A 25,552-nucleotide genomic window follows, 5' to 3' on the forward strand; every position below is an offset into this window, starting at 1 on the left:
AGAATATATTGTAGGCAAGTCTATTTGTTTTGATCTGGCGATCCGCTTATCTGATCTTGTGTATATACATATCATAAATAATTTACCAATATATTGTAAATTATTGATTAATACTGGAATATTTATGTTATATTTTGATTTCATTTTCTTCCTCCGACATTACATGAAAGATCGCTTTATATGAGAATTTGGACCCTAGTTTACCTAATTTTACAAAATTAATCTCAAATGGCAGTTCGTGGTTCATGAGAGTAACACAACCAATTTCTTTTTTCAATCCTTTTGTGACAAGACTGTCTACTGATTCTTTTGCTTTTTGAATTTTTTCTATCTCTGTTTTTAGCTCTTCTACAGCTTTGAAGTAAAGTTCAAGTTCACCTTTTAGTCCAAGTCCATCATAAACTGAAATAGCTCCATAATCAAGCCAATTTGCTTTATTGTTCTTTTTCTTTACTGGTTTTTTCTTTTTTGGATCTGTTGGACCTTCTAATTTTGTTTTTAAATCTGCAAGATCCTCAGGATTTGTTGATTGATCTCCTCTGATTTTTTCCCCGATTAATTTTGAATATTCTTCTGATTGTTTCTTGAGCTCATCAAGGTATTGTTGTAATGACGTTTGGAGTTCTTCTATTGTTCTAAAACGCATTATTTGTCCTGTTTGCATGTTATCTTTCCACTTCTCCTATGTGTATAGAAGTATCAGTAACAACACTTTCCATATTTGAATATGGCAAGCGCTGTAATTTTTTTGTTGCAGCACGCAGAGTTGCAATTTTTTTGTCCTTATGCATCCTATCTGACTTTGCCATATTAATTATTGTAGGGATGGCATACCGCAATACATTTGCAGTCTCATCCAAAGTAAGCTGGTCAAACCGTTTTTGTTCACATTTAAAATTAGGCTTTGTTATAAAAATGTCAAGTGTTGGAGTAAGCAAAGCTCTTGTTTCTGGAGCAAGATTTAGGAGTGCAGGGTTTAAATCAATTGAAAATCCCAGAAAATTAGTGATTACTTTTAATGAATTGTACAGGTCGTCAATTACGTTAGTTTTCTCCTTGTCTAATTCGTAAACCTGAACTGCTTCATTAACCAAGTCCTCCATTGTCTTTACTGCTTCTGCTAGACTATCGTCTTGCACATTGCTGTCAGATGACATTAAAGAAAAATGCCCATTTTTATATAAATAAGATGTGTATGTAAGATAAAATTACAACCTGTTTTTCAGATCTATACCATATCATTGTAGTTTTTAATATTATGAGAACTATTTCACTGACCAAACAGTATCAGTACCATTATTTCCGAAAACTCCATTTTGTAGGTTAGCGGTACATGTTACATGATTGGCTACATTGGTTGACGAATTGGTTATAGCGTATACGTATTTAAAAAAAGCCGTACCCCCACTTTGCAAATAAGGATATGAAGGTGGCAAGGGTCCAGATTTTGCTGTGTAAGAGTCTACACCAAATGCCCTGCATGAAAAATTTGGTTGCAGATTTGTTAACAGATTGCTACTTGTCATATTATTTACAATCACAAAAAGGAATGTTGCATTATTACCAGTACGTACTGAACTTGGAACTGCTTCAAGTTGTAACCAAAGAGGTTTTACTCCAGGAGAACCCATTGAAAATTGCATTGAATTTCCTCTACTTGTTATTAATTTCAAATTATATGAATAAAGTGGGTTTGCCCCTACGGGCATGCTCAGGCCTATGTTTTTTAGAATTGAGCCTGGAGAGACAATACAATTATGACAATTATAGCTATTAGTCCAATCAACAACATTTGTAGTTGTATTTTGTACCCACATTCTTGTTATGTTTATTGGAAGACTTCCACTGTTTGAAATAGCAACATTGAACCTTCCGTTAGTAATTTGGACACTGTATATGTCAAATTTTTCTTTACCTGTATCAATCATCATTTGATTTTTTGCTAAAACTGATTGGTTAAAGCTATCTAAAACATTTAGACTAAATGTTACATATCCAACAGTAGTTACAATTGCAATTATTGCAAAAACCATACCTACTACACTACTTAAGCCTCTTCTTGATTTCATGGTGTCACTCTGGTTGTAACTATTGAACCGCGTTGGGTAATTACAGACATGTTGATAGAGGATCCATTATGCCAATTGATTTGTGGTTGCACCCATGTGAAATTACCTGGAAGTATTGTTCCTAATGCCTTAGGAACTGTATAACAATTCGTCGAAGGGATACACGTATTATTGAATTTTATTTGTGTGACATTTACTCCGATGCTTCCAACATTACGCAGAGTGATGTTAATACCTGATAATCCGCTGACTGGAATATGATGCCTAAACCAAACATTTTCTATGGATAGATACTCACTAAGTGTATTACTTTTGCTTGAAGCAGAAGAAGCTAGATTAGATTCAGTTGTTATAACACTACTATGAGACCATGCAACAAGTGTGACCCCTAATATTGTTGTACCAGTAAGCAACATTGCACCCACAATTGCTGAGCTTATTCCTCTTCTAGACTTGAGATGTCTCATTGTCATGTTACAAAAAGGAGTAAAACGGATATTATCGGTATGTATGTGTTAAAGTTGAACTTACATTCAACTCTTTATAACAGGTTCTTGTAATGTTTCTTGTTCTGTCAGTTTTTCTAACTCTTCCTGTATTTCAGCTGTGGTTTTTGGCTCATTTACATTGTTTTGTTCCTGAGCTAGTTCTACTGAATTATCACTGGTTTGTTCAATCACGGGCTCTGTACCTTCTTTGTTAATTGCTGAAACCTCTGATAGTTTGTAAGCTGGACATGGTATTTGCATGCTTTTTGAAATTATGTAAAAAAGTGGAAAAATTTCTTGGTATATGATATTTACGATATGTGGAATTTTTTTTTCATCAAGACCAAGATATTTTGGTAATTCTGATTGATTAGTAAAAATTATAGCAATTCCCTCTACACTGATTTTTGTATTTGTTGGATTTGAAAGAAGAACAAATTTGTATTTTAATTTGACATCAGTTTCTGTATTTTCTAATTCATCAAGTGCTGCTTCTATGTCATATTTGACAAATGAATTTTGGTCATTTCTTAATTTGGAAATGACTAAGGAGGTTAACTCTATTTTCGGGTTCATATTAATTTAAATAAAAATTCATCTCACTTAACATACTGTCTGTAGTTTAATAATACACATCATAGAATTAAGTACGCCTGAATGATAATCAATTCATGAGTGGAGTTGGAAACCAATTAAATAGTAGAACCAAAGAGTTTAGTACTGCTAAAATTAGCGATGAAAAATTTACTTTAAATCTTAAAATTTCACAATTAAAACGTGATACGCATGCTCTTTCCAAAAATTATGATATAAAAAAATATCTTGATTCGACTAAATTTACATTTAATCCAGAAATATCAGAGCTCATACCAAAAGACACTCCGGCATATCTTGATAACGGCGAAAAATATGTTGAAAGAATAGGTAGAGCACTTGCCTTTTTTAGGCAGGTTGCACTGATTGGACCAAGCGGTACTGGAAAAACTCACATAGTCTATCTTGTAGCTGAACTTGCAGGTCTTCCATTATGGGAAATTAACTGTGGTTTACAAACATCTGTGTTTGATCTTTTTGGAAGATATATTGGACTTGGAAAAGAAAATTGGATAGACGGACTTATTACCTCCTGGTGCAGAAATGGCGGAATATTATACCTAGATGAAGCTAACATGATGAAACAAGATGTTGCAACCAAGCTTAATCCTATACTTGATCAAAGAGGACACATGGTATTAACTGAAAAAGATAACGAAATAATACAACGCCATAAAGATGCATTTCTTATAATTAGTATGAACCCTGTATCGTCAGAATTTGCAGGAACTAAACCTATTAACGCTGCAATGAGACGAAGAATGAGTGTCTGGTTAAACTTTGATTATATGAGCGTTGGAACTAAAATAGATGAAAAAGAAATAGGTCTTATTGTAAAGATAACTGGTGTGCAAAGACAAATTGCAGAAAAGATTGTAAAGGTAGGAGCTGAACTAAGAAGACAGTATAAATCTGGCGAACTTCCTTATGGTCCATCTATTGGTGACCTGATCAACTGGGCAAAAATAGTGGCTGATGGTGCATCCATATTAGATGCCGGACAAGAAACAATAATTGCAATGACAAGTGATGAACCTGAGATTCAACAAATAGTTAGAAAGCTAGTTTGTAAGTTTGCTGAAATCACATGATCGAAAAGCGAGAGACATTTTTTGATGTCGTTTATGATATTTTTTATAAAGTGGCAAACCAAACCCCTGAAAACGTTAGTTTTTTGTTCTCATATGAAGCAAATTACCCCTTGATTAACTTTAGACCACAGCTTGAACTAACTATGCCGTTACCAAAAATTCAGGATGGGAATTTTGTTTTTGAAGGTATGGTTTTTGAGAATTCGGATAAAGGGAAGGCCGCTCTCTGGGGGCTGTTTTTGGCCTCGATCTATCACCTAGCAGCGCACGCAGCTGTTTCAAGGTACCATGTTTATGCACAATGGTGTAAAAAAAAGACAGCAGATGTTTGTTGGAAGGTAATTGATTTTATTGAGGATATTGCAGTAGAGAAACACTTATCTGATAATTATCCTGAAATTTGGAAGAATATAGTGAATATTAACACTAGTCTAATTTCTACACGTAACGATCAAAAAATCATTATACAAAAAAATAATTCTGATGAGAAAAAAAACTCAAAACTATATTGTATTGGTGATGAAGAAAGAATTGAAAAAATGAGACAAGAGATTCTTTCAACGGGAGTAAACCAAACCAATGAAGAAAATACACTGTCCTATGCCGATGCATTATATGCTTCAAGAGGTCTAATTTCACAAAATGTTTTTCCATATGTAGAACATCATAACGATAAACAATTCATAAAATTTGAAAAAAAGGGTGTTGAATTTAAAGTAGATGGATTATTTGAGAAAAATATAATATTATTAAATGAACTATGGGAGGAAAATGAAAAACAGAAATCCAAATTGCTTAGAAGATTTAAAAAAGGATTAAAGGGATTGAGTTTTGACTCAGTTATTATTCCGCCTGGTGATTTGCATAAATTTGAGGAAATAAGAATAAAAATTCTTCCCATGCTAAGAAAAATCCGTCAACAAGTGCGTATGATAGTTAATGTAGAAGACGATCCAAAATCTGATGAACTTGGCATAGTAAACATGCAATTTGCAATACAAGCAATTGCATCAGAAAATACTAGTATGGATATTTATGATAGAGATACATTTAGACGAGCTGAAGAAGCTTGGTTAATTTTAGTAGATACTAGTGCAAGCATGAAACTAAAATTTGATAAAATTAAAGAATTTGCAATATGTATTGCAGAGGCTGCCACCGAACTTACTGGAAAACCAGATGCTTGGGGCATGTACAGCTTTGATAACAATATTACAATTCTTAAAGATTTTAATGAGAAATACAATAATGAAGTAAAGGCAAGAATAGGATCTTTGAAGGGAGGCGGACTATCTCTGCTTCCAGATGCTTTAGAGTTTTCTAGCAGAATTCTTGCATCAGACGCAAGAGAGAAAAAACATATCTTCATTCTTACTGATGGACATCCATCGGGATATGACCAAATTGAGAAGCGTTTTGCCAAGGTTGTAAAAGTGATAGAAATGTCAAGTACATCACTTATAGCAGTGGGATTATCAAAGAAAATGGCTCGTAATTTCAGGAATTCTGTAAAAGGCTCTGATTTAAAACAACTTGTATCTAACTTTATTGCTGCGTATAGGGCTGTTTCTCTTGATATGTAAGTCAAAAATACATACTAGATCAGATAATAGAGCAGCTCCTTCAACTATGTAATAAGATATGTTCCCAATCAGAACAAAGAATAGAAAAGCAATCAGCGCTGTACTGACCACCATAATTATCTTGGTCGCCTCTATAGTATTAGGAACAGGTGTGGTAGTTTATAGTACAAGCCTTTTCCAAAGCGGAGGATCGCAGCAAGCAATTCAAGTACAAGGACTAAAGGGATGGGTAGCATCCAACTTTACTCAAGGTTATTCATGGGGAGCTTTTGCTGTAAAAAATACAGGAGACAAGCTTGTGTCAATCAATTCAATCACACTACGAGGTGTAGCCGTTCCATACACTAACATGTATTCTGACATAAATCAGACACAGACAGCTGCTAACTTTCAATCTCAGCTCATAACAACAGGGATTAATAGTCTAGGAAATATGCAATCTAATCCTCTCACTGCATATCAAGTCGCTACTTGTCCAGCTGTTGTCACCACCAATGGTCTGCCAAACGAAATTACTATCAGTGAAAACGGCACATCTGATGTAATACCTGCACCCTATTCCAGAGTACAGTTATGCCTTCTGCAGCAAAGTGGACCAGTTTCATTGTTACCTGGTAATATAGCGATTATCTACTTCAAGGATCCTAATGGACTGTATGGTACAACTGATGTAGGTGTCACATCTACAGTTAGTGTTCTAGCAGGAACTGCGCCAGTTGCGCAAACAATCAGACTAGGAAGCAGTTAGAATTCAAATTCCAAACTCCTTTTTTTATTATTTTTATCAAATAAATAGTCTGTCTAAATGAACAAATTGTCTGCAATTTTAACAATACCAGTACAGATTTTTGAAGATTTTATCAATCGATTTCTACTCTTGTTTGATAGAGGAAAGGATTTTTTCTTATGCAACATCTGAATTATTAAATACCGTATCTTTTCGGAGGGAGAAAAATCTCAAAGAATTTGTTTTTTTGGGTAGTTACAAATCATAGGTATTATTACCGTACTTTTTGGTCAGGTGGCTTGTCACTCAAAATCATCCTTTCCACACACACGTGGTTTCCCTTGATATGTAAGTCAAAAATACATACTAGATCAGATAATAGAGCAGCTCCTTCAACTATGTAATAAGATATGTTCCCAATCAGAACAAAGAATAGAAAAGCAATCAGCGTAGTAATGACAACACTGATTATCTTAGTTGCTTCCGTAGTTTTGGGAACAGGAGTTGTATTATATGGTACAAGCCTTTTCCAGACAGGAGGACAGACTCAGGCCATCGCAACCCAAGGTGTCAAGATGTGGGTAAATGCCACATGTACTGGTGCAGCAGCTAATGGATGTCCAGCTAATACCGTAGCATGGGGTGCAGCAGCTATTAGAAACAGTGGAGACGTACTTGTATCTGTCAATACAATACAGGTACGTGGTGTTATAATACCATTCAGCAGCTGGTATGTTGATACCAATAGTTCTCATACATCAGCCAACTTCCAAGCTCAGTTCATCTCAACAGGTACCTCAGTGTCTGGAATGATGCGCCAAAATGCATTTGCGTTTGGCCAAACAGCCACTTGTCCGACTCAGGTTCTGACAGCCGGTATCCCCAATGAAATCACAATCAACGAACAGGGCACTCCTGATGCAACAGGCCAGCCATATTCGACCACGATGCTTTGTCTGAAACAAGCTTCAGGTCCTATTGCATTAACACCTGGTGCTCAAATGATCGTCTACTTCAACGTGCCTGGCAGCGTAATTGGTCCAGTAGATTCTGGTTCTCAAGTAACTGCTAGCATCTTAGCAGGTAACGTCGGTGGACCAGCATCAATAACGGTAGCTAACTCCTAGAGGGCGCCTAAAATGCCCAAAACCTTCTTTTTTCATTTTTGTAGGGAATAAAATATGAAAGAAAGAAAGACAAAAACAGAGGAATTGACAAGTTTCTTATCAAATAATCTTGTTGATGAAAATCAAAACCAAGTTCCAAGTGGTTATAAAGTAATTGACAGATACGAATTAAATCCACCTTTTAGCTATGCACTTATTCTTTACAACAATGAAAAATCAGACTATCTGTATTTTGTCGATGAGCTAAAGCTAAACTCTGAGGAAGAAATAATCTTTCAAAGACTATATCATCTTATAGAGGAAAGTTTAGAGTCCACAGACGAGTCAAAAGGTGCTCCTAATTTTGAAGATCAACTAAACATGGTGATGAAAGAAAATGCAAAAATGTTTCTTAATATCTCTAGTGCAAGTCTTGAGAAGGTAAAATATTATTTAAGAAGGGACGTTAGCGGATTTAGCATTATTGAACCAATAATGCGTGATGTAAACATTGAAGATGTTAGTTGTAGTGGTAGCAACAACCCAATTTACATTTGGCACAGAAAGTATGATAGCATACCAACGAACATTCAATTCAACTCTGAAGAAAAACTAAATTCATTTATTTCAAGAATAGTTTTTAGAGCTGGCAAGCACGTTAGTGCAGCTTTTCCAATTACTGATTTAGCATTGCAGGGAAATCATAGAATTTCCGTGTTATATCAAAAAGAAGTTACACCTAAAGGAACAAGCTTTACAATAAGAAAGTTTAGAGATGATCCATATACTGTAATAGATCTTATCAAATATGGAACAATAAATCTGTCAATAGCAGCTTATCTTTGGATGTTGATACAAGAAAAGATGTCATTTATAGTAATAGGACCAACTGGAAGTGGTAAAACAACAATTCTTAACGCCATACTAGGTCTTGTTGATCCAGAATACAAAATTTTTTCAGTTGAAGATGTATCTGAAATAAATATCAACCATGAAAACTGGTTTACACTAGTGTCAAGATCAGGTTTTGGCTTGGGAGGAGAAGGTGAAATTGGATTATATGATCTAATAAAAGCAGGAGTAAGACACAGGCCTGATTATATTGTAGTTGGAGAAATTAGAGGTTCTGAAGCGTACGTTATGTTTCAGGCTATGGCTACAGGACATGGTGGTCTGTGTACTATGCACGCAGACAGCCTGGATTCTGCAATAAAAAGATTAGAGCAAAAACCGATGGATATTCCACCTGCGTATATTTCATTGATGAATTGTGCAGTAGTGATTAAAAGAATCAAAGAAAAAACTACAGGGCAAAGTAGTAGAAGAACAACGATGATATCTGAAATTGCTAACAACGTACCACCATTTACTGCATTTTCTTGGAATCCAAAATCAGATTACTTTACAGAAAATCTTTCGTCTAGCATATTATTCCAGAGAATGGCAGATGCAACAGGAAGGGATTTACAACAAATTTTAGAAGAACATCAGAAAAGAATTACAATTTTGAAATGGATGGTTGAAAATGATATTAGAAATTATAAAGATGTTTCAGAATTAGTCGGAAAATATTATCGGGATCCTGAATCAATAATGAAAAAAATAGAAGAGACAAATTAGTAATATGCTGTCTTTACAAAAACTCGGACGAGCAGACCATGAGAAAAAACAAGCCAAGAAAATAGAAAAAGAATTACCGTATTTTATTACAATAGTAACGTTGCTTGCAACAAGCGGATTAGGACCATACTCAATTCTACACAAGATAAAAGATCTTAATCTTTTACCTGCAGTACGACACGAATCAATAAAAATTATTAAACGAATCGATATGCTTGGGCTAGATCCACTTACTGTATTGAGCCAAGCAAAAGAAAAAACCTCATCTAGATTACTTGGAGATTTTCTCGCAGGCTATGTGTCTGCAATTCAGAGTGGTGGAAATGTAATAAATTATCTGAAAAGCAAGATGTCAAGCTCCTTTGAAATGCTTGAGGCCAAAGAAAAAGGATCAATAGAAAAGATAAGTGGAATTGTACATGCTTACCTTACCATGCAGATAGTAATATTGGCTGTATTCATTCTAGTGGCAGCTGTAGGTTCAAATCCGTTATCAATAACTCCCGGAGCTAGTACAGCAGCTAATTTCAGTCCACCTTATCAGATATTGATATTTCCGCCAATAATGTCACTAGTGTTCCTCAAAGTTGCACAGAGGTTTAATTATTCCAACATTAGCGAACTTCCGGTAAAAAAGATACTTAGATTTGGCTTGCCAGCAATGCTGATTTCCATAATTCTGGTTTTCAGTAATATTCTGTCTAGTTTTCATGCTAATGCATATGTTGTTGGCATAGGACTAGTGGCCGCATCACTATGGCCTGCTTTACGTTTCCAAAAAATATATACAAAAAATCTGGATGCTGAAACAGCCACACCGCAAATTTTGCGTGATATAACAGAAGCAAGAAAGTCAGGACTAGGCCCAGAAAAATGCATCATACGTGCCTGCAAGAGAAAAGATTACAGAACGTTTAACGTTATAGCAAACACAATATCAAATAAATTAGAATGGGGTATACCCATGAATAATATCTTTGATTCACTTTATAGTGAAGTAAAGAATTTCCAAGTACTTGTTAGTTTTAGAATATTATTTGAGATAATTACTTCTGGTGGAGGAAATGTAACCACCCTTGATTCACTAGCTGACACTAGTGAAAAAATCTATGACATTGAAAAAAACAAGCGCGAAATGCTCAAACCATACATCATGGTAGGTTTTATGTTAATTACTATAACTGGATTTACTACCCTATTAACTATAGACTCGTTTGCATCAATTAATCAACAATCACGACCAGGCAGTGCGCAGTTAAGCAGTGAATATATTGAGCAAACAAAATCTTTCTTTGATCTTATTTGTATGGCAGTTATTGTACAGGCTTGGCTTGCCGGCTTGTTTATTGGTAAAATTACAAAAGGTGCATTTTCAGGCGGATTTCTTTTTTCTATAATTCTTGTCATAATTACAATGGTGTCAGTAGATATGATACAAATACATATTATCAATATCAGCTCGATCATGAAAAGTTCAACTCCGATCTAAGTATGTCATTTAAAGAGTCATACCGTCGCTTATATCGCATTTTTAGATACAAAATATTGATTTGAAAGTAGCCTTGACCTTGGTTTTAATGGGAATTATTGTATTTTCTACTGGTGCGTATGGACAAACTCCAAGTGAATTAAGCTACAGACTCATTCCAAATAAAATATTACAAAACAGTGAAGGAGTTTTACAGGTATATGACAATTCTGATGCTGCTCCAAAAAACATAGAAAAATTAGTGGCCACATCATCAGATTCCTCTATAATACAAATATCTGGAATAGAACAAGATGAAAATAATTTTGTAACAGATGTAAAGATAAAAACAGGAAATGCGGGAACTGCAAACATTGCACTTGCAGCACCAGGGTTTTCACCAAAAGAATTTGCTATTACTGTGTATAGTAATAATGATGTCCCAACAAAACTTTTAATTAAAACAACACCTAATACGTTCTCCGCTACAGGTCCACAAGAAGGATATGTCTCCGTAGAACTTGTTAATGATGCTAATTTCCCAACAAGAGCAGCTGAAGATACTCCAGTAACACTGTCAACATCAAATAGTGATATTTTAAATTTAAAAAATAATACAGTTGTAATAAAAAAAGGTGATTATTTTGTAATTACTCAATTTGAAGTAAAAAAAGGCGGTAGTGCACAGATATTGGCATCAGCGCCATCACTGCAAACTGTAAGTAGTACAATAACTGTTACTAGTAACACAAATCAACAATCAATTCAGCTATTTGTTTATCCTAATAACATTAATGATTATTATAATTCTAATGCTTATGTAATAGTTCAACTCCACGATTCTGCAGGAAATCCAGCACGTGCAACAAGTGACATACCTATTTCTGTACAAATTACTGATACTTCTCAAAACGCGATTGTAAATACTAGTACACAAACTCCATTAATGTCTTCAGATGAACCTCTTGTGATTAAGAAGGGTTCCTATTGGGGATATTCAAAACTAGTTGTCAATTCTGGTACTAGTGATACATTTAGCATCAGTATTTCAGCGAAAGATTACACAGTTCCGGCATCAATATCTGTGACACCAAAACCTGGTCAACTTTATGATACTAAATCTGCAAAAATAGATCTTTTGCCAATCTTAGCTACCGGACAAAAAGAATTAGTCGGAGTTTTACATTTGGAGGACAATAATGGTAATCCTGTTATAGCCAGTAACGATTTTCTAACAACGGTGGATTCGTCAGACCAGACTTCACTTTCAATAGATAAGGTACAAATGAATAAAGGAGAAGATGCAGCCCTTGTATTTGGTAATGTAGGAAACACACCAAACGCAGTCACATTAAATGTACTAACACAAACTGTTCAGACACTCAGTCCAACAATAACAGTTCCAACGCAGAAAACTTATACGCTTGTTGCAGAATCGCTCATTCCTTACGTGTTTTCACATGATAATTATCCCACTGCAGTATACATGTTAGATAGCAGTAATGCTCTTACAACTTTCCCAAAAGATTTGAACACTTTCATTACTCCAAACGACTATGTACAAATTGAATCTAAACCATTGTTAGCGGATCAATCAATCATATCACTAAATACTCAATCATTAAAGGAGGGAACAACCACAGTTTCGCTTATGGCAGGAGATTATCAGAGTAAAATAAAAGTCAATAATCTTTCTTCAAAACCTTCCTCCGTTTTTGTAGATTATCCTTCAAAATTATTATCAAATCTAAATAATACCTTCTCTATACAACTTCTTAATTCACAACAATTGCCAGTTTTTGCTGATCACGACATGAATCTTAAACTTGTTTCATCCAATCCATCAATAAATGTGCCAGAGAGCGTGACCGTTAAAAAAGGTGAGTATTATTCATTATTTGATGTAGATGCCAATAATGCCGGTACTACAGAACTTGCTATTTTATCAAACGAACTCCCATTAACAAAATATGATATTAGTTTTACCAGTTTAACTCCTCAAGTAAGTATTGCTTCAAACGATTATGTAGACCCAAATACAGTTTTTGTTGCTACAGTTAATGCAATGTATCAGGGAGTTCCATTGAATGGAATGAAGGTAGATTGGAGTGTAACTGGGGCTGCAATCCAGAACAAGGATTCTTTAACAGATAAAGATGGTAACGCAAAGATCTCATTACTTGCACAAGATCCTAAAACGATAAACCTTGTGGCTACAGTATCAGGAGCAGTGTTTGGTGCAACACCTGCCAGTAAAACTATAAATGTAAATCAGCCATTAGGTTCTACGATAGGGTCCAATACAACACCAAACTCCACTTCATTTAGCCTGTTTGGAATTAACCCGATGTTTATTCTCATCCCAGTAGCAGCTGCTGCAGCAGGGGGCATTATAATTCTCAAAAAGAAGAACATGCTTGATGGCATTACAGAAAAAATCAGCATCATGGAAAAAATTTCCGGAATAAAGGATAGAATAACTCAGTTACGTGAAAAATAGATTACTTTCTTACAAATAATCCCAAGTGATTCAAGTTTTGTAAAAATGATTGTCCTATATCATGTCGACTAATCATATACAAAGAAAAAAATCCCTCAAAGTATGTACTAAAGTGTTCCGCGATAGTAAGATGAACTAGATTCATTCCTTCTAAGATCAAAATTGCAGATATGCTAGATAAAACTACAGAATAATATATTCCATATTTACGAGTTTTGGGATTGTGTAACGATGCAAATAGTTTCATATTTTTACTAATTACTTTTTAGAATATAAGATTGGTCTTCCAGTTTTGGAAATAATGAAATTTAATCAAATTTAAAAAATAACGTTTAGAAATCAAGCAAATTTTTTCTGATCTAATATTTATTTAATAACTACAGTCTTAACAAAATATTACACACTGTATCATCCAACAAAGCTTCAAATATTTCAGGTAGTACGGTAATTATTTTTGAGATCTCATAATTTATCTAAGAAACATAAGGCAATAGCATGGCAGAATTAGTTTTTGATATTCATAATCTACAGATCTTTTCAGCACTTGTCATGCTTGGAATTGCTTCTGTATTGGATATCTGGAAGCGAGAAATTCATGACATTTTATGGATTGCCTTTGGGGCTGTTGCTATTTTATTAATCATATTTTCACCAAGTCCTCTTGATTCTCTGAAAACAAGTGGATTTTCCTTAATTATTGCCCCTGTTGTCATAATCATATGGAGAACTGGCCTTTTTGGAGGGGCAGATGCACTAGGATTGATAGTCTTGGCAGCATTAGCGCCTCAGGCAATTTTGTCTCATGGTATTGTTACTCCTTTTACCACCTTGACAAACGCTGCTATATTTTCAATTACACCGATATTTGCAAACGTTATTCGTAATATTGTATCTATTTCTTTACACAAAAATATTTTTGATGGGTTTGAAGAAACCAGACTAAAAAAGATACTGGCTATCTTTCTTGGATATCGCGCTAAAAATCCAAAATATAGCTTTCCAATCGAAAAGAAAGAAGGTAATCTCAGAAAGCTTGATTTTTCATTCCATCATGCAGAAAATGCCCAATTTTGTTCCACCTCAGATACTTGGGTGACTCCAGGTATACCATACATATTATACATAACTGCCGGATTTGTATTTCAACTATTATCTGGAGATATTATTTTTAATGTAATACATAATGTCAAAGTGATTTAATTATTAATTCAGTGTCAATTATAATCTCTTTTCTAAGTAGGATCAAATTCGACTGTAAACGTAACATCTCCATTTGGTAGGAGATTTGAAAATTGTATCGCCATGGCAACTGTATCTCCAGCAATAACACTTACTGAATGTGTTTTATCAGGACATGATGTTCCAGTAGTACAAGTGACTCCAGATGATACCCCATTCTTGTATAGCGTCAAAGTAGCAGTACCTGTACCAGTTCCTTTATTCACGTACAAGTCTTTGAATGTACCATTAATTGGCATAATAATGCTTTTTAGATTATAAGTTGAACTTGGTTTGCTATCTCCAAAAAATCTCAAATAATTTAATGATGTGCTGGATATTGTGCCATTTAATCCTCCTCCCATAATTGTTTTTATGATCGGAAGCCCTTGAATCTGGGTGATGGTAGCGTTTCTTGAGACAGAATTTCCAAGATAGCCATTTTGAAGTGATGCAGTAAAGTTGATTCCTTGTCCACTATTTCCTGAAATATTATAAACCCATTTGAAATATGCAGTGTCTCCTTTTTGTAATATTGGATATGTTGATGGTTCTGGGCCTGAAATCATTGTTGTAGTAGCACCAATAGGAGTTGCAATACTAAGATTTGGTGCAAGGTTTGTTAATATTCCATTATTTGACATATTATTTGTAACCGCAAAAAGTATTGTTGTATCAAACCCCGTTGAAATCTTATCAGGTAAAACAAAAAGCTGGAGATAAAGAGGTTTTTGACTTGCAGAATTTACCAAAAACTCTTTGGTGTTTCCTCTTTCTGTTACTAGGGATATATCATATGCCTGAGAAGGTTTCGCAGTAAGTTGGAGGTTCTCGCCTATCTTGGTAAGAGTTTGCCCTGGCGCTACAATTTGGTTTATAGTAAATTTTGTGGTAGGCCATGTAGGATCTGTTTTATTTTGAATCCATAATCTAGTAATGTTTACAGGAAGTTGACCCGTATTTTGTATTGTAATGTTGAATTTGTTATTGTCTTTAGTAACACCTGTGATTTCAAAAGCTTCGTTATTTCTGTTTATGTTGTCTTGGCCTTTACCAATAACGGCTACTCCAAATTGATCTATCTGATTCATACTATAAATTACATAAGATGCAATTGAGGTGAAGATTATAATAAAAAATACGCTTCCTATTACAGTACTTATTCCTTTTCTATCTCTCATCTCTTTTCCAAATATTGTGTTATGATGTTTCATTTTTTGATCGGATCCTTATTTTGTATTGGTAAAGGTGCAAGTAGTTATTCCTCTTGGTACTGTAATTGTAATCTCAGTGGAATTTGGAAGAGTATATCCATTATTGCACTGTCTACCAATTAGTGTCCATCCTGGAGGTATCAATTCGTTGACAGTATATTTGCCTGGATCTACAAAAAACGCGCTTGTAGTTCCAACACCATTTTGACCAAGTTGAATAGAAGTAGTTATTGCCATATCAGAACTTACAGTATGACGTTCTGCATAAAAAAAATCAAAATCATAGGTACCACCAAGTGTAATACCAAGTAGGGCTTTCTGTTGGTCCAAGTTTAATACTTTATTTTCTGCAGCGTGTACTCCACCTAAATCAATAGCAAGTTTGTGATTAATGAAAACAAACACATCGTCATCACCAGTGAAGTTAAAAATTTCTCCACCTTGATATGTGAATGTGGAATGAACCATAAATGTAAAACCATAATTATGGTATTTTCCAGATCCATCTTTACCGCTACAACTTGTTCCGATACCTTGGCAAAATAATTGGTTGTCTATAGGATAGAAACTATAGTTAGTATATTTCCAAATAGCAGGTTGTAATGGAAGTACTCTACCAAGTGTGAGGTTAAAATTTTCCCATTTGTTTACGCCAGGAGTATCATGATACCATTGATTAAATCTGGTCATTCCATAGTTGAAGAGAGATCTGGTATGATTGTTATACACAGGCGTGTGATCGGCACCAAGATCGGGTAGAACTATGCCGTTAAAAGTTCCATTTGGCCAAGTATATCCAGTATAATTTCCAAAAGGACAGTTTGGTGGTTTAGAACAATCCATTTCGAAATCTGGGTCTCTTCCTTGTAGACTATCCCCTTTATCGTTTGATCCATTAAAATCACGAATTACACCCTGCATGATGAGATTTCCATTTTTATCTAGATTTGCTCCAGTGCTCCAACCTGTTGTATTTACATTAAATTTTCCTAAATCTCCATTGAAACTAAAATTACCGTTACCTAATTTTGAAACCTTATTGATAATTAACACACCGTCAGCTGGAGATATCAAATGGAAATGAAATATTGAACCTCGATCTGTTGTCACATAAACATCAAGAGGATCCCCTAACCAGTAATAGTGAACTACTCCTGTGTATATCCCATCTGGAACAATTCCTCCATTAGCAATATGTGTAATTTGGTGAGTTGGACCGTCGATTTCGATCTGAGTAACATGAAGGCCATCTTGACCGTTATTTTTCAGTACAAGGTTAAGGTTTTGATTAGGAGTATTGTACCAAAAATGTTCCAGTACAAGGGATTCTTTAACTTGATTTATTATATTAGAATAAAAAGAACCTGTAGCTTGTTCTCTAGTGTGAAGATTACTCTGAGACCAGTAAACAGATGTTGTGCCCATGACAGAAACAGCTGAAAGCATAATTACTGTAGTAACAATACTTGAAATCCCTCTTCTGCTACTATAATGTGCCTTATCTTTGATACGTGGTACTGGTTTCTCAAAAATTGTTTTTACAATATTTAACTCATTTCCATTATTCATGGCGGTAGTGCCTGTGTTGAAATTGTTGTACCTCTTACTGTAGTGACCTGAATGTTAGTAAGCACATTACTACTATATGCATATGGAACTAGTATTGATCCTGTTCTTTGTGGTAAAATTGTCTGATTGCCATAATGAAATTGAATGGTTTTGGTTGATGTACTAAACTGTATTTGTGTAACATTTAGGCCAACACTACCCTGATTATTCAAAGTGATGTTAACTGCTGGAACAGATTTACCTGGACAGTTACTTTGAATTTGACAAAACCAGATTTTTTCTATTATTAAATTTTCATTAATTTGATTTACATTGTTAGAAAAAGATCTTGCCATAGTTCCTTCATTACCAAAAATGTTTGAATGTCCCCATGCGACAACTCCGCTACCCATGACAGCGACAGTTGTAAGCATTATAACAGTTGTAACTATAGTAGCTAGTCCTCGTCTAGACCTTTTCCGCACTCTTTTCATATGAGAATGTACATAGATTCTCTATTGTACAATTGCATGTCATTTTTACATACATGCAGACTCCCATTTTTGGGAATAAGGCAGATATTGTTGTTTTTAGGGTCTTTGTTCAGTAAGGTAATAATGCAGTTCCGTATAGCACTCAACACAGCATTCTTGTTCGTTCGTATGTTCACAATTGTATGTTTTTTTTGGATCTTGACCACATTTGGTACATGTTGTCATTTATAGATAACCTGCTATCGGGATTTTTTAATCTTGATACCACCCAAAATCGCAATAATTATTCCAATACCAACAACTGCCCCAAATTCTCTCTTTCCTTCTGACGGAATAGCGTTTCCTTGTAATGCAAAGATTATGGCTACTCCTAGTATCATTAATACCCCTCCAATAATGATCAAACTTCCCAAACCACGAGATGATTCCTTTCTTGTAATGAAAAATGATATTACAAGCATAGCTGCTGGTATTATTCCAAATATTGCACCTCTTGTTTTAACATCAATGTTTAGGAAAGCTGTATTTTGAACACCGAGATTTTCGTTTATTGCCATGATTGAATCTGCCCCATAGATTGCAAGCATTACAATTGATATAACAGACATAATTATTGCTGCCTTTAGTGCCATAGTTTTGCTACTCCATTTACAATTAATAAACCTATGAAATTTTTATGTTAAGATATTATTATATTCTAATTTTGATTGACTTCAAAAATCAATCTTACAAATGTTTTAATTGTAAAAAGATCATCATCTATTCTATGCAAATTCTTATTTTATCCTGTGACATGGGAAAAAGACTAAAACCTATGACTGGGCAAATACCAAAACGACTAGTTCAATTAAATAATATTCAAATAATAGAATGTGTAAAAAAATGAAATCATTAAACTATGAGAATTTTATAATAAAAAATGATACATTATGAGAATTGCTTATAGCTTAGGTTCTGTACTGTCTATAAATGAAGTACTCGAGTGTTCCAAAATTTTATCCAGATATAATCCTGATTCGGTATGGATTCCTGAGACATGGGGCATGGAAGGATTGTCTATGCTTTCAACGGTATCACAAATTATCAAAAATTCAAAAATTGGCTCATCTATAATCAACATCTATTCCAGAACTCCATCCCTTATTGCTATGGGTGCAGCTACCATTGATACCCTCTCAAATGGCAGGCTAATACTTGGATTGGGTACGAGTAGTGAATCCATCATACAAGAATGGCACGGTCTTGAGTTTAATCAACCTGTTCAGAGAATGCGTGAATATGTAGAAATAATAAGATTGATAATGTCAGGAAATAAAATAAATTATGATGGAAAATTATTTCATCTAAAAAATTTTACATTATTAATAAAACCAACAAGAAAAGAAATTCCGATTTATTTGGCTGCTGTAAACCAGAAAATGGTTGAATTGACATGGGAGATAGCTGATGGCGTGATATTCTACTTACGGCCGATTTTAGAGCTTCAAAACACCATACAAAAAATGCAATCAAAGAAAAAAATCGAGGTATCAAGTCAATTTATCACATGTATATCTGAAGATAGTGAAAAAGCTATAAATCGTGCAAAAAAAACACTTGCATTTTACATATCTGTAGGAAAAATTTATAGAGAATTTTTAGCAAAAAATGGATTTGCAAAAGAAATTCAAGAAATATATGATGAATATAAAAAATCAGGATTTCGTACAAACTACAAACTAGTCTCTACTAACATGCTTGATTCACTGACAATTTGTGGCATCCCTGAAGAGTGTAAGAAAAAACTAGATAGATTTGTAAAAACTGGTGTTTCGTTACCAATAATACAGTTTAATCCAGTAGGCGAAGTCACGAAATCCTTTAAACTGCTCGTTTCCACGCTATCAGGTAACAAAAATTGAGAAGAGTGGGAATTGGAGGGTTTGGCCTCACAAAATTCAACAAAGATGATGTTTCAATTGAATCACTAATGCTATCATCGATAAAATCGCTTTTTGATACATCTCAAAATTTAACTCAAAATGATGTTGATGTTGTTCTTACATCAACTAATGATAATAGCAAGTATTTAGCAAATATCATGTCTGAGCTTGCTGGAATTTCCCCAAAAATATCGCACTCTATTGAGAGTTTATGCAATTCTGGTGCGAATAGTGTGATTTCAGCATATTCATACATTGCTTCAGGTTTAGCAGATGTTGCGTTGGTAGTTGGTGCAGAAAAATTTGATAATCCAGGGCTAGTTTTAGAATGGGACGCATCACGTGGTCAATACAAACATCCTGTATACTGGTCATCTATGTTTACAAGATCTCATATGAGAAAATATGGTACTACCATGGAAGACCTTGCTATAGTCTCTGCTAAAAATCACAAAAATGCGTTAGAAAACCCGCATGCCTATTTTGATAAAGAATATTCTGTTGATGATGTAATGCAATCAAAAAATATTACTGACGATGTTCGTATTTTAGATTGTTCTTTTCCATGTAACGGCTCTGCCGCAATTCTACTTGTATCAGAAGAATCAATAAAAAAATTTACGGATTGTCCTGTTTGGCTGGCTGGAATGGGTCAAAAAACAATCTCTGCAGGATTTACAAAAAACGAGGATCTTACTAAACTGCAATCCACAAAATACGCCGCTAATACTGCATATGTGATGTCAAAAAAAGAGCCTAAAGACATTGATGTTGCTGAGGTTCATGATGCATTTAGCATATGTGAAATTATGGAAGTCGAAGACTTGGGTTTTGTAGAAAAAGGAAAAGGAAATCAATTTGTTAGAACCATGTATGATACTCAAAATAAGAAAATTAATCCCCGAGGAGGATTGCTAGGTTCCGGTCATCCTTTAGGAGCTACTGGAATAGCACAAGTTGTAGAAATTAGTCAACAGCTTCAAAACAAAGCAGGAAAACGTCAAGTTGAAGGAGCCAAAGTAGGTCTAGTTCAAAACATGTCTGCAGCTGCCACTTCTTCAACAGTTCTTGTTTTTGAATCATGAATCAATTTAAAAATGAACTAAAAAACGGCAAATTTGTCTGTAGCGAATGTCCAAAATGCAACAAACTTGTCTGGCCTCCAAGTGATTTTTGTAATGTTTGTTTTAGTAAGGTAAAATGGAGACAAGTATCTAAAAAGTGTAAGATAATAGAATTCTCAAAGAAAGATAACATCTTTTTTTGTATAGCTGAATTTGAAAATACAATCAGAGTGATGGGGGAGTTAAAAACCGGGTTAAAAATTCCGTCAGTAGGCCATGATATTGATCTTGTAAAATGTGATTATACTGATAAGGAAAAATTCTTTTTCCAATTAAATTAATTACAAGTTAATTGTCAAACCATTTTATCAAATTCTTTAATTTTATTATCCTTCTTGAATATCTGAATGTGATTATAGATACCAAATGAAAACATGATATATGACCACATGAATAAAATATCTACAGGATGACCAGTATAATACGAATTATTAAGTGTAAAATATTGAAATCCTGTATCAGCAATCACTTCAAATATAATTCCAATCAACAATAAAGTCCATAGAAAATTTACTTCTCCTCTAAAAAATAAAAAAATTCCAATCATTGCAGGTATGATTATTATAGAATCTGCAATAGGATATGTTGCGCCCAATATAATTGCAAACTTATTTTCATTAGAATTATTATCAATTGTCATATACAAATTTGGAATTAGAATGGATACTGCAATTAGTGAAGTCAAAAGTATCATTTTTCTTGAAATTAATTTTTTGAATGGTTTTAGATAATATATTGAAAATAAAAATAAAAATGGATATCCTGCAATATAAAATACATCTGCAGATGATGGAAATGGGTTTGTATGAAACACGAGTTCATAAATTGACCATGTGGTCTCTGCAATAAACCATGAAATGGCAGTTCCTGTGAATAATAACCACGCCTTACCATGATTACCTGATTTTCTGAATCGTGATGACATGATTATTGATAAAAAAACAAAGACCCCTGTTAGCGGAATGTAAGTAAAATCAGTTACTACCTTAACTACATTTTTTCCAAAAAATGTTGCCAGCATTATTCCAAGACCTGTTATCAAAAGGCATGTAAATAATGACTTGTATTCTTGTAATTTCTCTAAATTATTTTGCAAATTTACTCACTTATTGCAGTAACAAAGACTTCGATTGGTTTTTCTGTTATGTATTCATTTAGTTCATTTTTTATTGCATCCACAATTGTAATATGTGCATTACCAAAGATTTTTTTCAAAACTTTGTTTAAATATTCTGGATGCTCATAGCATTCTGGTAAATAGCAATTGTAGTCTTTTGATAATTGTTTTATGACTTTCTCATAAATTGGCTGACCAATTCCACGTAACACCTTTTCAACAGCAAGACTAACCATGGCTTTTCTTAATTGGTTTTGATCAATATTCATAGTATTAACACTTCATTATTGAAGATGTCTAGAATTTGACCATATGTAACCAAATAATAACTGCATTGTGTAAATCATTGAAGTTGAATCAGTCCACATTGCTATTACATTTTGTGGAGATTCGCTCACATTTTTCATGAATAAGAGCAATTCATTGTCATCTTTTATAATAAAACAAAGATTTTCTTTGATCTTACTTGGAGTTTTCTTTACTTTAGTTATTAATTTTTGATCAAAAATATATGTCGTTTTTTTAGATGATGATGTAATTAACTTCGCTTCAATTTTTGAATCGGTTATGAGTTCTAGAAAACCAGAATGATAAAACTTCATGAAATCCTTTTCTGATCCTAAAATTAGAAGTTCATTTTTTGTTTTTGATATCATTTCATTTATTTTTCCAGTCATTTGATTTACTCCTTGAAGCATTTGGAATTTTCCTTCCTTCGAATCATTTTGATCAATTTTGAAATTTGGTATCGTATTCCAAAGATCTACCAAACCTTTTTCTTGATTTTCTAGTGTTTTGACTCGTTCTTTTTCAGTATTAATCAATACTCCCATTGCTTTATCAAGTGCTAACGCTGAAAACTTAATCGGGTGTTGAAATGTTGCAGATACTATGCCTTTGTTTTGAAGATGGGTAAGAAGATGATATGTCTCAGTTCTTGGCACCTTTAGGGTTTTGCTTACCTGTGTTGCAGTACTTGGACCATATTTTTCTAAAAACAAAAAAACCTTGGATTGATTAGAAGTTAGACCGAATTTAGATAGTTCATTCTTAAGTTTTTCTAGCAACATTTCATAATCGTATGATTTTGACTCTAACGTGGAATCTAATAATGAATTAGTCTCGCTTGTCATATGAATAACAGACTAATCTAGTAGATCCTCTTTAGAGATCTGCATGTATTAGTTAATTACATACAAGAAAAATAGGATAAAACGTGCTTTGTTTTAATTATTTATTCTCTAACTTCTTCTGCCATTCGTATTACCGCATCTGTAATCTTTGAAAATTGTACCTGAGTCTCTACATCCATACTGTCTTTAGATTTTGTTCTTATTATTTTCATCATTGTTTTTATGATGAATGTTGGCTCTAAGTTGGAGTTTTCTAGTGAAAATCCTCTTATTAGATCATTTCTTTGAGAAACCTCGCATTGTTTTTGTGTAGTTATTCTTAACATTGTTATTTTTTATTTAGAGTACTTTAGATAAAAGGTTGTTCTGCCAAAATTGGAAATATGTTTACTACATATACAGCATTCTGTAATAAAAAAAAATAACATGTTGTATTTTAGATTAAAATTTTATATTATATTTATAACTAATTATATTATTAAAAATATAAAAATAATTTTAAATGTTAAATTGTTTTTTGATGTTTGTATAATGCATAAGTAATTATCATGTATCCACTATACCAAAATAAATTGACCGGATGTGTTAGTGTGTATTGATTAAACGTATCAAGATAAGAATACCACACATCACCAAAAGTCAAGAGTATTACACCTATTAACAAAACAAGCCAAGAAACCCCTAAAACACCTTGTCGGAACACTCTAGCTCCTAGCATGGTGCCAGACAAAATCGAAGAACCCAAGATTACATAAATCAATCCACTATAGAAACCAAAATTAGCCTCACCTTGTTTTTGAAATGAAATTATGGAATAAACTAATGTAATGACAATTGGGATAGCAATTACCCATGATTTGGTGAGGGTACCAATTTTTGGCTTGAAAAATCTTATATTTAATATTAAATGTGCCATAATTAACGGATAAAATGCGTAGAAGAATAGATCTGCAGCTGTAAAAGTTGTATCATAACCTAATACATCATACATGCCATAAACAGCTTCTCCAATAAAATTCATGGCAAATCCTATAGTTAAAACAAGATATGATTTTCCAAATACACGTGACCCCCAATATCTTTTTACTACAAAAAATGCAGCAATTGAAGAAATTAATGGATTAATGACAGAAATGACGTCAATTAGATGTGCAGCATCGTCTGGATTTGGAAAAGCTGCATATAGATATATTTGAAATGCACCCACTATTCCAAAAATTACTAATAATAACTTTGGATCAATTGGACTGCTAATCTTTTCTGGTACTATACCGGGTTTTTCAGAATTCTTTCTCCAATGCAACATTGAAGAGTTACCTGCATTGTACTACTTGAATTACAGAGCTTTTTTCTATTGACTCTTTTGCAAGCAAAACCTTGACAACTACCTTGTTTTTTTCTATATTGATTGTCACATTTTCAAATATAGATTTGTATTTGCTTACCTTTTTCCCATCATGGGTAGTAACATAACCATTAACTGCCAGTAAACCATTGTCAATTAGTGCATTTACTTTTCTATAACCCGATGTTTGCGGTATTTTTGCAATTTCAAGAATTTCAGAAATAATTCTTGATTCCCCTAAAACAACATTCAAAATGTTTTTCTTATCTTCATCTCCGAATGACTCTAGGATCAATTTGGCAAGGGATGGATCTTCTATTGCAACCCAATTGATGTCTTGTGTCTTTGATTGTTCTAATGTAACAACATTCTCTAAAAATTGCCTCTCTAACCCTTCAGCTCCTTCTCCAAAAAATTCTCTTAATACGGTATCTAATTTAGTAAAATCTCCTATTGCCTGTGTAAGATTTATGCCATATTTTTCAAAGAGACGATCTTCAACTTTTTGTAATGTTTTTTTGCCAAGATTCTCTTTAATAGTAGAATCCAGCGATCTTGCAATTAGACTATCTAATCCTGACATTACGTACATGATAACGATAGAGGAGTTAAAATCAAGGTGTATGTCTCATTATATTATGACAATACTTATTACTGCTTACGATATTTCCAAATATGGAAATGATCCATATTATTCTTGATGAGGGTAAACTTAGACACCTACCATTCAGAGTAAGGCTCGATAAATGCACTACGATTATAAAAAATGAAATTGACGAATCTCTTCGTTGGGATGCAGTATGGCTAGCAGGCGAAATTGCAGAAATGAACCCTGGCACTCCATTATTTGACGAAGTGGCAGATCTAATGGGGTGGGTATTAAAAAATGATAACAACGGGGTTGTAAAACACGAAGCATGTTATCAGATTGCTGCTAGAAATATGAGAAATAAGATCCCAGATTTGGTTCAAACTGCCTTAAATGACAAGAGCACAATTGCAAAGCATGAAGCGATTGAGTCTTTAGGATTAATGCGTGCGTTCGATTCTAAGGACATGATCGCAAACAGCCTCAAAGATTCAAACCCTGATGTACGTGAAACTGCAGCTTTTGTTATGAAAAGATTGGAAAGGTTACAGAGCATAAAAGAAAAATATGTACCATCTAAAGTAATCTAAGTCAATAATAAA

Annotated in this window: 28 protein-coding genes; 12 read left to right on the forward strand and 16 right to left on the reverse strand. The window is 33.8% G+C overall.

From position 1 onward, the window contains the following. Positions 1-127: 127 nt before the first annotated feature. From VEU72_05285 to VEU72_05305, 5 genes are all read right to left on the reverse strand, one after another. Positions 128-664: a hypothetical protein gene (locus VEU72_05285; GenBank protein HYL66546.1), complete on the reverse strand. Its 537-nt coding sequence runs from the start codon at positions 662-664 to the stop codon at positions 128-130. 1 nt (position 665) lies between these two features. Further along, positions 666-1,157 (reverse strand): hypothetical protein, encoded by a 492-nt coding sequence (locus VEU72_05290; GenBank protein ID HYL66547.1) that lies wholly within the window; start codon positions 1,155-1,157, stop codon positions 666-668. A gap of 108 nt (positions 1,158-1,265) precedes the next feature. Next, positions 1,266-2,069 (reverse strand): hypothetical protein, encoded by an 804-nt coding sequence (locus VEU72_05295; protein HYL66548.1) that lies wholly within the window; start codon positions 2,067-2,069, stop codon positions 1,266-1,268. Then, entirely contained in the window at positions 2,066-2,542 is a 477-nt protein-coding gene (locus tag VEU72_05300) for a hypothetical protein (GenBank protein HYL66549.1), read from the reverse strand. Before VEU72_05300 ends, VEU72_05295 begins: the two co-directional genes overlap by 4 nt. 60 nt (positions 2,543-2,602) lie before the next feature. Further along, complete coding sequence (locus VEU72_05305) at positions 2,603-3,133, reverse strand: hypothetical protein (protein ID HYL66550.1); 531 nt, start codon at positions 3,131-3,133, stop codon at positions 2,603-2,605. A 95-nt stretch (positions 3,134-3,228) separates the two neighbouring features. On the opposite strand from VEU72_05305, the gene VEU72_05310 reads away from it, so the two are divergent. From VEU72_05310 to VEU72_05340, 7 genes are all read left to right on the forward strand, one after another. Continuing rightward, complete coding sequence (locus VEU72_05310) at positions 3,229-4,242, forward strand: AAA family ATPase (GenBank protein HYL66551.1); 1,014 nt, start codon at positions 3,229-3,231, stop codon at positions 4,240-4,242. Next, the gene (locus tag VEU72_05315) at positions 4,239-5,825 is read left to right on the forward strand and encodes a vWA domain-containing protein (protein ID HYL66552.1); all 1,587 of its coding nucleotides are present in this window, start codon (positions 4,239-4,241) and stop codon (positions 5,823-5,825) included. Before VEU72_05310 ends, VEU72_05315 begins: the two co-directional genes overlap by 4 nt. A gap of 58 nt (positions 5,826-5,883) precedes the next feature. Beyond that, a complete protein-coding gene (locus VEU72_05320; protein HYL66553.1) occupies positions 5,884-6,573 on the forward strand; it encodes a hypothetical protein in 690 nt (229 codons plus the stop codon). Between the two features lie 434 nt (positions 6,574-7,007). Next, positions 7,008-7,679 (forward strand): hypothetical protein, encoded by a 672-nt coding sequence (locus VEU72_05325; protein HYL66554.1) that lies wholly within the window; start codon positions 7,008-7,010, stop codon positions 7,677-7,679. A 54-nt stretch (positions 7,680-7,733) separates the two neighbouring features. Continuing rightward, positions 7,734-9,278 carry a type II/IV secretion system ATPase subunit gene (locus VEU72_05330; GenBank protein HYL66555.1) on the forward strand — a complete coding sequence of 515 codons (1,545 nt, stop codon included), beginning with the start codon at positions 7,734-7,736 and terminating at the stop codon, positions 9,276-9,278. Positions 9,279-9,282: 4 nt separating this feature from the next. Then, positions 9,283-10,767 carry a type II secretion system F family protein gene (locus tag VEU72_05335; GenBank protein HYL66556.1) on the forward strand — a complete coding sequence of 495 codons (1,485 nt, stop codon included), beginning with the start codon at positions 9,283-9,285 and terminating at the stop codon, positions 10,765-10,767. 61 nt (positions 10,768-10,828) lie between these two features. Further along, entirely contained in the window at positions 10,829-13,246 is a 2,418-nt protein-coding gene (locus VEU72_05340) for a hypothetical protein (GenBank protein ID HYL66557.1), read from the forward strand. Between the two features lies 1 nt (position 13,247). Here the strand turns inward: VEU72_05340 and VEU72_05345 are convergent, their stop codons facing one another. Further along, the gene (locus tag VEU72_05345; protein HYL66558.1) at positions 13,248-13,493 is read right to left on the reverse strand and encodes a hypothetical protein; all 246 of its coding nucleotides are present in this window, start codon (positions 13,491-13,493) and stop codon (positions 13,248-13,250) included. Positions 13,494-13,741: 248 nt separating this feature from the next. Between VEU72_05345 and VEU72_05350 the strand changes: the two genes are divergently transcribed. Then, positions 13,742-14,446, forward strand: a complete 705-nt coding sequence (locus VEU72_05350; protein HYL66559.1) for an A24 family peptidase C-terminal domain-containing protein — start codon at positions 13,742-13,744, stop codon at positions 14,444-14,446. A 32-nt stretch (positions 14,447-14,478) separates the two neighbouring features. Here the strand turns inward: VEU72_05350 and VEU72_05355 are convergent, their stop codons facing one another. The 4 genes from VEU72_05355 to VEU72_05370 form a co-directional block, all read right to left on the reverse strand. Continuing rightward, a complete protein-coding gene (locus tag VEU72_05355; GenBank protein ID HYL66560.1) occupies positions 14,479-15,678 on the reverse strand; it encodes a hypothetical protein in 1,200 nt (399 codons plus the stop codon). A 15-nt stretch (positions 15,679-15,693) separates the two neighbouring features. Further along, the gene (locus VEU72_05360) at positions 15,694-17,247 is read right to left on the reverse strand and encodes a fibro-slime domain-containing protein (protein ID HYL66561.1); all 1,554 of its coding nucleotides are present in this window, start codon (positions 17,245-17,247) and stop codon (positions 15,694-15,696) included. Next, complete coding sequence (locus VEU72_05365) at positions 17,244-17,720, reverse strand: hypothetical protein (protein HYL66562.1); 477 nt, start codon at positions 17,718-17,720, stop codon at positions 17,244-17,246. Before VEU72_05365 ends, VEU72_05360 begins: the two co-directional genes overlap by 4 nt. Positions 17,721-17,959: 239 nt before the next feature. Further along, the gene (locus VEU72_05370; protein HYL66563.1) at positions 17,960-18,352 is read right to left on the reverse strand and encodes a hypothetical protein; all 393 of its coding nucleotides are present in this window, start codon (positions 18,350-18,352) and stop codon (positions 17,960-17,962) included. 297 nt (positions 18,353-18,649) lie between these two features. Here VEU72_05370 and VEU72_05375 point away from each other — a divergent pair, with 297 nt between their 5' ends. The 3 genes from VEU72_05375 to VEU72_05385 are packed head-to-tail and all read left to right on the forward strand — an operon-like array spanning position 18,650 to position 21,047. After that, positions 18,650-19,621 (forward strand): LLM class flavin-dependent oxidoreductase, encoded by a 972-nt coding sequence (locus VEU72_05375; GenBank protein ID HYL66564.1) that lies wholly within the window; start codon positions 18,650-18,652, stop codon positions 19,619-19,621. Positions 19,622-19,626: 5 nt separating this feature from the next. Further along, on the forward strand, positions 19,627-20,727 hold the full coding sequence (locus VEU72_05380; protein ID HYL66565.1) for a thiolase family protein: 1,101 nt from the start codon (positions 19,627-19,629) through the stop codon (positions 20,725-20,727). Then, on the forward strand, positions 20,724-21,047 hold the full coding sequence (locus tag VEU72_05385; protein ID HYL66566.1) for a zinc ribbon domain-containing protein: 324 nt from the start codon (positions 20,724-20,726) through the stop codon (positions 21,045-21,047). The genes VEU72_05380 and VEU72_05385 overlap by 4 nt, the downstream gene beginning before the upstream one ends. 14 nt (positions 21,048-21,061) lie before the next feature. Here the strand turns inward: VEU72_05385 and VEU72_05390 are convergent, their stop codons facing one another. The 6 genes from VEU72_05390 to VEU72_05415 all read right to left on the reverse strand — a co-directional run bounded on the left by VEU72_05390 (position 21,062) and on the right by VEU72_05415 (position 24,944). Then, positions 21,062-21,862: a hypothetical protein gene (locus VEU72_05390; GenBank protein ID HYL66567.1), complete on the reverse strand. Its 801-nt coding sequence runs from the start codon at positions 21,860-21,862 to the stop codon at positions 21,062-21,064. A 2-nt stretch (positions 21,863-21,864) separates the two neighbouring features. Beyond that, a complete protein-coding gene (locus VEU72_05395; GenBank protein HYL66568.1) occupies positions 21,865-22,152 on the reverse strand; it encodes a hypothetical protein in 288 nt (95 codons plus the stop codon). 15 nt (positions 22,153-22,167) lie between these two features. Continuing rightward, on the reverse strand, positions 22,168-23,016 hold the full coding sequence (locus VEU72_05400; GenBank protein ID HYL66569.1) for a helix-turn-helix domain-containing protein: 849 nt from the start codon (positions 23,014-23,016) through the stop codon (positions 22,168-22,170). A gap of 101 nt (positions 23,017-23,117) precedes the next feature. Beyond that, positions 23,118-23,342 (reverse strand): hypothetical protein, encoded by a 225-nt coding sequence (locus VEU72_05405; GenBank protein ID HYL66570.1) that lies wholly within the window; start codon positions 23,340-23,342, stop codon positions 23,118-23,120. A 179-nt stretch (positions 23,343-23,521) separates the two neighbouring features. Beyond that, positions 23,522-24,322 (reverse strand): histidine kinase, encoded by an 801-nt coding sequence (locus VEU72_05410; protein ID HYL66571.1) that lies wholly within the window; start codon positions 24,320-24,322, stop codon positions 23,522-23,524. A gap of 7 nt (positions 24,323-24,329) precedes the next feature. Further along, positions 24,330-24,944 carry a transcriptional regulator gene (locus VEU72_05415; GenBank protein ID HYL66572.1) on the reverse strand — a complete coding sequence of 205 codons (615 nt, stop codon included), beginning with the start codon at positions 24,942-24,944 and terminating at the stop codon, positions 24,330-24,332. A gap of 98 nt (positions 24,945-25,042) precedes the next feature. On the opposite strand from VEU72_05415, the gene VEU72_05420 reads away from it, so the two are divergent. Then, entirely contained in the window at positions 25,043-25,540 is a 498-nt protein-coding gene (locus tag VEU72_05420) for a HEAT repeat domain-containing protein (GenBank protein HYL66573.1), read from the forward strand. Positions 25,541-25,552 lie beyond the last annotated feature (12 nt).

This window comes from Nitrosopumilaceae archaeon (genome assembly GCA_035631875.1).
Lineage (GTDB): Archaea > Thermoproteota > Nitrososphaeria > Nitrososphaerales > Nitrosopumilaceae > TA-20.